Source organism: Deinococcus sedimenti (assembly GCF_014648135.1).
GTDB lineage: Bacteria > Deinococcota > Deinococci > Deinococcales > Deinococcaceae > Deinococcus > Deinococcus sedimenti.
Window position 1 is genome coordinate 1 of sequence record NZ_BMQN01000038.1, and the last position, 7,988, is coordinate 7,988.

At 67.7% G+C, this 7,988-nt stretch carries 6 protein-coding genes; 3 read left to right on the forward strand and 3 right to left on the reverse strand.

Annotated elements, in window-relative coordinates:
- The first annotated feature begins 407 nt into the window (after nucleotides 1-407).
- The 3 genes from IEY69_RS21170 (at nucleotide 408) to IEY69_RS21180 (ending at nucleotide 5,410) form a co-directional block, all read left to right on the forward strand.
- Nucleotides 408-3,197, forward strand: a complete 2,790-nt coding sequence (locus IEY69_RS21170) for a sensor domain-containing protein (RefSeq protein ID WP_189075066.1) — start codon at nucleotides 408-410, stop codon at nucleotides 3,195-3,197.
- A gap of 21 nt (nucleotides 3,198-3,218) precedes the next feature.
- Nucleotides 3,219-3,404, forward strand: coding sequence for a hypothetical protein (locus IEY69_RS21175; protein WP_229784188.1), 186 nt, complete (start codon nucleotides 3,219-3,221; stop codon nucleotides 3,402-3,404).
- Nucleotides 3,405-3,487: 83 nt separating this feature from the next.
- On the forward strand, nucleotides 3,488-5,410 hold the full coding sequence (locus IEY69_RS21180) for a PAS domain S-box protein (protein WP_189075068.1): 1,923 nt from the start codon (nucleotides 3,488-3,490) through the stop codon (nucleotides 5,408-5,410).
- 183 nt (nucleotides 5,411-5,593) lie between these two features.
- Here IEY69_RS21180 and IEY69_RS21185 read toward each other — a convergent pair whose 3' ends face one another.
- The 3 genes from IEY69_RS21185 to IEY69_RS21890 form a co-directional block, all read right to left on the reverse strand.
- Nucleotides 5,594-6,712: a GGDEF domain-containing protein gene (locus tag IEY69_RS21185; protein ID WP_189075069.1), complete on the reverse strand. Its 1,119-nt coding sequence runs from the start codon at nucleotides 6,710-6,712 to the stop codon at nucleotides 5,594-5,596.
- Between the two features lie 103 nt (nucleotides 6,713-6,815).
- Nucleotides 6,816-7,388, reverse strand: a complete 573-nt coding sequence (locus IEY69_RS21190; protein WP_229784189.1) for a ParB/RepB/Spo0J family partition protein — start codon at nucleotides 7,386-7,388, stop codon at nucleotides 6,816-6,818.
- The gene (locus IEY69_RS21890) at nucleotides 7,370-7,525 is read right to left on the reverse strand and encodes a ParB N-terminal domain-containing protein (RefSeq protein ID WP_229784190.1); all 156 of its coding nucleotides are present in this window, start codon (nucleotides 7,523-7,525) and stop codon (nucleotides 7,370-7,372) included. Before IEY69_RS21890 ends, IEY69_RS21190 begins: the two co-directional genes overlap by 19 nt.
- Nucleotides 7,526-7,988: the final 463 nt, after the last annotated feature.

The following is a 7,988-nucleotide window of genomic DNA, read 5'->3' on the forward strand; positions in this document are numbered from 1 at the left end:
TGGCGGGCGCAGGACCGGGCGCTGCTGGACGTGGCCGCCCGGACGATCGGGCACGCCCTGCGGCGCCAGGCAGCACCGAACTAGGCCGCCTGAGCGTGTCAAGGCAGCGCGGGTCCTGACAGAAGAATTCAGGAGTATCGAAGGGCACCGTCAAGACTCCTGAACGAGCAGAGCGAGGACCTGACACCAGCGGTTGGAAGTGGAGTTGAAGGGCGTGGTGTTGGCCGTGGGGTGGAACTGGAAACCGCTGTGAGTCTCAGCGTGTCGGCTCTCCATCTCGGTGGCCCCCTGAATGGTGGTGTCGACCAGAGCGGTCACATGGTCCCCACAACCGGGTGCGGGGCGGATACTCTAGTGATCTCCCCACCAGTTCCTTCACCGTGTGTCCCTTCCGAGGAGTCGCCCGTATGCCTCAGCAGCACGCCCACATGTTCGACGTCATCTTCCAGCACACCCGGCAGGGTATGGCCCTCGTGGCCCTGGACGGCACGTTCATCACCGCCAACGACGCCCTTGCCCGCCTGCTGGGCACCTCCACCGAGGACCTCGCGGGGCAGCGCTTCCTGGAGTTCACGCACCCGGACGACCGCGCCGCGGACCGTGACGCCCTCGCGGACCTGCGCGCCGGCACGCGCCGCGATTACGCGGTCACGAAACGCTACCTGCCCCGCACAGGCGGGATCGTCTGGGTGGACGTGTACGTCCTCACCGTGACCGATCAGCACGGTCAGCCTGCGTTCTACGTCACGCAGGTGCAGGACGTCACGCCGGTCCGCACCCTCACCGACCAGCTTCACATCGCCCATCAGGCCACGGAGGACGGCGTGTGGGACTGGCGCGTCGGGGACCGGCACGTCCGCGTGACCGACCAGGTGAGCGCGCTGCTGGGCCTCGCGCCGCAGGGCACGCTCCCGGTCCGCACCTGGTGGCGGGCCCTGCACCGCAAGGACCGCGCGGTGGTCCGCGCGCAGGTCCAGGAGCACCTCACGGGTCAGCGGGCGAAACTGGACGCGCTGCACCGCGTGATCCTCCCGGACGGCACCTGGCGCTGGCTGGCCCTGCGCGGCAAGGTGGTGCGGCGCGCTGCGGACGGCATGCCCCTGCACCTCGCGGGCACGCTCACCGACGTGGAAGACCGCCTGCACGACCAGCAGGACCTGCAGGTGCTGCTGGATCATCTGCCCGTCAAGGTCGGGTACTGGGACGCCGAACTGCACAACCGCTTCGCGAATCAGCGGTACGCGGACTGGTTCGGGCGGCAGGCCGGGCACCTGCGCGACCAGCACCTCCGGGACGTGGTGGGCGAGGACCTGTACGAGCGCAACCGGCCGTTCATTGAGCGGGCCCTGCGGGGGGAACCGCAGTCGTTCGAGCGGCGCATCACGACCCTGGACGGGCGGGTGATGGACACGCACGTGCAGTACATTCCCGACCTGCGGGGCCGGGAGGTGCGGGGGTTCTACTCGCTGGGCATGGACGTGACCGCGTTCCGGAAGACCGAGGAGGAACTCAGCCGGCAACGGGCGCTGGCCAGCATCACCCTGGACGCCATCGGGGACGGCGTGATCACCACCGACCCGGGGGGCCGGATCACGTTCATGAATCCGGTCGCGCAGCGCCTGACCGGCTGGCAGGAGACCGAGGCGCTCGGCCGAGCCATTGAGACGGTGCTGCCACTGGTGGACCCCCGGACGAACCGCACGGTGCTCAACCCGCTGCGGGTGGCGCTGCGGGACCGCACGGTGGTGGGCCTGTCCTCGGAGGCGACGGTCCGCAGTCGCCTGGGGCCGGTGGCGCACATCGAGGATTCTGCCGCGCCGATCTTCGATCAGACGGGGGACCTGATCGGCGGGGTGATCGTCTTCCATGACGTGACGGAAAAGCAGGCGCTCGCGCAGCGGATGAGTCACCTCGCGCGGCACGATCACCTGACGGGCCTTCCGAACCGGGCCACCATGCTCGAGCAGTTGTCGGGTGCGATCATGCAGGCCGCGCGGGAACGGCACGCGTTCGCGCTGCTCTTCCTCGATCTGGATGATTTCAAGGGCGTGAACGATACGCTCGGGCACGCGCTGGGGGACGAGTTGCTGCGTCAGGTGGCCGCGCGGCTGCAGCAGGAGGTGCGGGGGCAGGACGTCGTGTCGCGGCAGGGCGGGGATGAATTTCTGGTGCTGCTCGCGGAGCACCTCACCGCGTCGGAAACGCAGGCGGTCGCGCAGCGGCTGCTGCGGACGCTGCGCCGCCCGTTCCAGTTGGATGATCACGCGGTGACGGTGCCGGTCAGCGTGGGCGTGGCGGTGTACCCGCATGACGGGACGGACGCGGACGAGTTGATCCGGCATGCGGACGCGGCCATGTACCGCGCCAAGGCGGACGGTGGGAACTGCGTGCGGTTTTTCGACGCGTCCCTGGACGCGCAGATGCGGGAGCAGCAGGCCCTCCTGGTCGCGCTGCGCGCCGCGGTGCATGAAGCGCAGTTCCACCTGGTGTACCAGCCGCAGGTGAATGCCCGGACGGGTGCGGTGATGGGGGTGGAAGCGCTGCTGCGCTGGACGCGGCCGGACGGGGTGAGCGTGTCGCCCGGTGTGTTCATTCCACTGGCGGAACGCGCGGGCCTGATGCCGCACCTGGGCACGTGGGTGCTGCGGGAGGGGGCGAGGCAGGCGCGGGCGTGGCAGGTGACCGGGCGGGAGGTGCGCGTGGCGGTGAATGTGTCCGCGTCGCAGTTCAGTGAGCCGTCGTTCGTGCGGACCGTGCAGGAGGTCCTGGCGAGCACGGGCGTACCGGGGCGGCTGCTGGAACTGGAGGTGACGGAGAGCGCGCTGCTGCAGGACGTCGCGCGGGTGCGGGGGGTGCTGGAGGAGATCAAGGCGCTGGGGATCACGGTGGCCCTGGATGATTTCGGGACGGGGTACTCCAGCTTGAGTTACCTGCATGCGCTGCCGATCGACCTGCTCAAGATCGACCGGTCGTTCATGCCGTCCGCGCAGCGGCCGGTGCACACGATCCTGAGTGCGATCGTGGGGTTGGGGCAGGCGCTGGGTCTGCACGTGATCGCGGAGGGCGTGGAGACGCAGGAGCAGCAGGACCTGCTGCTGGACCTGGGGTGCGAGCGGGCGCAGGGGTTCCTGTACGCGCGGCCGATGAGTGCCGAGCAGGTGGACGCGTGGCGTCAGGACCGTCCGGTGCGGCGGTGATGGCCGCGCTGGGGCGCGGCCGTGCGGATCGGAGCGAGGCGTCACGAGTTCCGGCCCTTCATGGACGAGGACCTGCGCGCCGACGCGTGGCGCGCCTGGCGGGACGACCTGATCATGGACGGCCGCAGCCTCGACGACGCGGAGGACTGGCTGGATATGGTGTTCGTGCAGCAAGTATCTGGACAGAATGGTGTGCAACTCAGCTGACGTCTTCCGGCCCTTCCCGGTCACGGGCTGTATCGGGGCGTCCGTGAGTCTTCTGACAGGGGGCAGCTCCTACACTCGCCGCTATGAGTGCCGACGACCCGCCCCCCTCCGAGGCCGCTCGCCTCGCGGCCCTCACGGCCTACCAGATCCTGGACACTCCCCCTGACGCGGTCTACGACCGGATCGTTCGCCTGGCCAGCGCCGTCTTCCGCACCCCCATGGGCCTCGTCTGTGTCGTGGACGCACAGCGGCAATGGTTCTCCGCCTGTCACGGCCTGGATTTCCGCGAGAGGTCGCGGGCTCTCTCCTGCTTTCCGCATGCTCTGGAGCATGCCGGGGTGCTCGTCATTCCAGACGCGCGGCTTGATCACCGGTTCGCGCACCATCCGCTGGTCACGGGTGATCCACACATCCGGTTTTACGCCGGTGCACTCCTGATCACTCCAGCTGGGGAGTCACTGGGCACCCTCTGTGTTCTGGACCGCGCGCCTCGCGCGCCCCTGACCCCAGAGGAGTATCAGGTGCTCCAGCACCTGGCCGACAGTGTGGTGAGCGAGCTGGAACTGCACCGCACTGTGACCCAGCTCGCCCACCGGGAGGCGGTCAATGCCGCGGTCCTCCACTCCTCGTTGGACGCCGTCATCGTGATGAATGAGCAGGGGCGGATCACCGAATGGAATCCGGCCGCCGAGCGGCTGTTCGGGTACGCCCGCGCGGAGGTGCTCGGTGAGGATCTGGGCGACCATATCATCCCACCGGACTTGCGCGCCGCCCACCGCCGGGGGCTCGCGCACTACTTGAAGACGGGCGAAGGGCCCGTCCTGGGACACCGCATTCAGTTGATGGCCCTCCGGCGGGACGGCCAGACTTTTCCGTGTGAACTGGCCATCACGCCACTGGACCTGCCGGATGAACGCCTGTTCACAGCGGCGCTCCGTGACCTCACGGAGATCACGGCCACGCAAGACGCGCTCGAAGGCAGCCACCGCCTCCTCCGGGCGGTCGTGGACACCGTTCCGGAGACGATTTTCGTCAAGGATCAGCACCGCCGGTACACCATGATCAATCAGGCGGGCGCGGCCCAGATTGGTCGTCCCATCGAGGCCATCCTGGGGCAGACGGATGAGGACTTGTTTGCTCCCCCAGTGGCCACGGCCTCACGCCACCGTGACGAGCAGGTCCTGACGGGCCAGGCGGACACTTATGAAGTGACTGATCAGCTTCCGATCGGTGAAGAACGGACGTTCTGGTCAACGAAAATACCCGTGTTTGGGAGTGAGGGCGTCCCCACGGGGCTGATTGGCGTCGCCATCGACATCACGGACCGGAAGATGGCTGAGACGACGATCCAGCTGCATAACGTGCGCCTGCAAAGTCAGATTGAGGCGGCGCAACTGGAGGTGTTGGAGCGCCTGGCGCGGGCCGCGGAGTGCCGGGATGACGATACGGGTGAGCACATGGCCCGGGTGGGGACCACAGCGGCGAGGCTCGCGGCGTATCTCGGACTCCCGGACGTCGAGGTGCACCTGATCCGGCGCGCCGCGCCCCTGCACGATGTCGGCAAGATCGGCATTCCGGACAGCATCTTGTTCAAACCGGGCCGACTCACGCCGGAGGAATTCGGGATTGTGATGACGCACTGCACCATTGGGTCCAGCATTATGGCGGGCGGGCAGAGCCCGTTGGTGGTGGTGGCTGAAGAGATTGCGCGCACGCATCATGAGCGGTGGGATGGGGGCGGGTATCCGGCGGGCCTGCGGGGCGAGGCGATTCCGATCAGTGGCCGTATCGTGGCTGTGGCGGATGTGCTGGACGCTCTGATGAGTGAGCGGCCGTATAAGCGGGCGTGGTCGCAGGCGGCGGCGCTGGCGGAGATTCAGGCGCAGGCCGGGCGGCATTTCGATCCGCAGGTGGTGGCCGCCTTGACGCAGGTGCTCGGTTCGTCCGTGGGTCTGAACTCAGGTCTGGAGGTGGCGGCCCCTGATGTGGGGAAGACGGTGCAGTGATGGGAGCACGCTCCTGCGGGCACGACGCGTCAGCGTCACAGCCTCTGGAAGAACGGCACGATCAGTTGCCACCGACCTCGTCCATGCCAGACTGTTCCTCCAGATCCTGCCCTCCTGACTCTCTCGGGAGGGCAGGATCGCGAACTATTCGCAGGGCAGTGAGCTGCACCTCATGCGCGCCGCTCACCCGACCTGGTCGCCGCTCCATTCGAGATCGGCGGGCTGCATCCATTCCACCCGGTCCCGTCCGCCCTCCTTCGCGGCGTACAGTCGCGCGTCCGCGAGCCGTACCCAGTCCTCTCGTGATCCGACTTCGGCATTTGTGGCGCCTCCCACGCTCACCGTGACCCTCACGCCCCCACTCAGGGCCTGGGCCCGTACGCTCTCGACCAGTTCTGCTGCGACGCGCCTGCTGTCCTGCCCGCCAGGGATGAGGATCAGGAACTCTTCGCCACCCCACCGGCCTACCCACCCCTGAGCGCCGACCACTTGGGCTAACCGGTCTGCGACGTCTCGCAGCACCTGGTCTCCCACGTCGTGTCCGAGCTGATCGTTGATGCGTTTGAAGCGGTCCAGGTCAACCAGAAGGAGCGCGGCGCCCAGCGTGTCCGGCCACGCCAGGTGCACGCGTGACATCATGGCCCGCCGGTTCTCCAGCCCCGTGAGGGCATCGGTGTTGGCCAGACGTTCGAGTATCGTCGCTTCTGCCCGCTCGAGGCTGATGTTCCGCCCGAACGTGCAGAGGTGCGCGGTGAGCAGGCCGGCGAGGACCAGATTCCAGAACAGGGCGTATGGTCCGCCATGGATGATCAGTTCGGCTCCCACTACTGTGAGCAGGCCGGCCATGTACCCGAAGGCCAGTTTCAGGGGCAGGATGCTGAACGCGGCCAGCAGCAGGAACACGCACCCGAAGAGCATGTCTGCCGGGAGGGGCCCTTTGTGGGTGGCGATCTGCGTGGTCACGAGTACGCTGGCGGTCAGCAGCAGCCCGGAATCCACCCATTGCCAGGGAAGGCGTCGTGACCATAGGAGGATCCAGGCAGCCAGGCAGAGTCCACCGCCCACGACTGGCCACCACAGGGGTGTAGAGGCGTCCATCATCAGGATGACCAGGGCGGCGACGAACTGCGTCGCCGCTGCCAGTGCGCAGACCCACAGGTACACGGTTCGGCGTTGCGCCTCGGTCAACCGCCAGCGCTGGGCACTCTGCCACACGTGGGACGTCGGGTGGGGGTGGGCACTGCGCTGAGGGGTGTGGTCGACAGGTTCCTTCAGGGCGTTTCCTCCGGCCTTCAGTTTCACATCTGATCCCGTCGTGTGGAAGCCTGCGGGAGCAGTGAGCGGCGCGTCAACTGCCCCTTCATCGCCCACGGTCACTCCCACGCACTGACGTCAGTTCACCCGTTCAGTCCGGGAGGTTCATGGCCTTGCGGACGCTGTCCGGCATGCGGTTCAGCCAGCTCTGCAGGTCCTTCTGCGCCTTGTCGTCGAGCGTGCCGAGCCACTTCACGCTGCCGATGCGCTTGCCGACCTCGGTCACGCGGGTGGGGTCCACCTTCAGCGGCGTCGGGCGGGCTTCCAGGGCGGCGCGGCGGGCATTGACCTCCCGGTACCCGGCACCGCCCAGCGCCAGGACCAGCAGCTCCGCCTGGTGCGCGTCGGGCGCGGCGGCGATCACGGCTGCGATGCTGTAGTGCAGCCCCGCCTGCATGGCCTGCACGATCACCTCTGGGTACCGCAGCACGCGGAGCTTGTTCGTGGTGAACGACTGCCAACTGCCCAGGCTCGCAGCGGCGAAGAGCTGCTCGAGCACATCGCGGTCCTCGGTGCTCGTGCCGCGCGCGGCGGCGTACATGCGGGCCCGGGCGGTGTCCTCGTCCATGCCGAGCGTCAGCGCGACGAGGCGCAGGGTGGCGGCCGCTTCCTCGTACTGGTTGAGGTCCTCGCGGTGCAGGTTCTTCAGCAGCGCGGCGCGCATGGCCCGCTCGTCGGTGACTCGCGGACGTTCACGGGCACTTCGGTAAGACCGGTCAGTTGCGCGGCCCGCCAGCGGCGCTCCCCGGCGATGATCTCGTGACCGTCCGGCGTGGGGCGCGCCAGCAGCGGCTGCAGCACGCCGTTCTTGCGGATGGAGTCGGCCAGCTCGGCCAGGCTGGCCTCGTCGAAGTGCTGTCAGGACTGGAAGGCCGCAGGGTGCAGGTCCAAGACAGGGAGGGTGGTGTTTGAAAGGTCCGGAAGAAGGCGGTGTTCAGTAGGTATTCGATGCCGTTGGAGGGCGGAGCAGAGAGTTGGTACCAATATTTTCAGCGATTTTCAGCTTTCGCTCTGTACCGGACATCTTGCCCTCAGACCGCGCCTGGCGCGTGAAATGGCGTGCTCAGCAGCCTGATCAGTTCGGGTAACTCGGGCAGGTTCCACCGCAGGGCATGACCCAGCCGCTCCGCGCCGTATCGCACGAGGCTCATGGCCGATCGGCCATGAGCCTTCACCTTGATCGGAACCTGTGTCTGGAGGGTTCTGGCAACTTAACCTCGGCGGAGCCGAAGAAGCTCAGCAGGTCGCTTGATTCTCAAGCGAC

Bases quoted from the DNA above. Each gene is read 5' to 3' on its own strand.
- IEY69_RS21170 (WP_189075066.1), top strand. From the start codon at position 408: ATGCCTCAGCAGCACGCCCACATGTTCGACGTCATCTTCCAGCACACC.
- IEY69_RS21180 (WP_189075068.1), top strand. From the start codon at position 3,488: ATGAGTGCCGACGACCCGCCCCCCTCCGAGGCCGCTCGCCTCGCGGCC.
- IEY69_RS21190 (WP_229784189.1), bottom strand. From the start codon at position 7,388: ATGCGCGCCGCGCTGCTGAAGAACCTGCACCGCGAGGACCTCAACCAG.